This is a genomic window from Gilvimarinus sp. 1_MG-2023 (assembly GCF_030548285.1).
In genome coordinates this window covers 1-354 of sequence record NZ_JAUOSC010000418.1, presented here as the reverse complement: position 1 = coordinate 354, position 354 = coordinate 1, and the positions used below count along the sequence as shown (strand labels likewise).

General features: G+C 50.3%; 1 pseudogene. It reads right to left on the bottom strand.

The annotated features are described in order from the left end of the window. Positions 1-354: pseudogene (locus Q4563_RS17435) on the bottom strand (hypothetical protein); the annotation flags it as partial.

The following is a 354-nucleotide window of genomic DNA, read 5'->3' as shown; positions in this document are numbered from 1 at the left end:
GGGCTGCAGCTACCCTGCTCAAAAGCATCCAGAGCTTTCTCGGCAATATGGCGGCCCAGTTCAATCATTTCCCGGGCGCGATAAAATTCGTAAATATCGCAAGAATCGATCGGCATATTGATCATCAGGTCCGGTGGATAAGCTGCCGTCTTGAAACGGGTCAGGGACAGCTGCATGGTTTCAAACATCTGGTTCATCATTTCCAGCTTGCCAATGTTCTCATCCACATGACTGGACATATCATCACGCCGCTTTGAATCGAGCCAGTTGGTGGCCTTGTCGACCACCGAGTTGAACCAGTCACGTTTTTGCTGGCGAGTATCGATCTGGCCAAAGACAAAGTCATCCGGTATC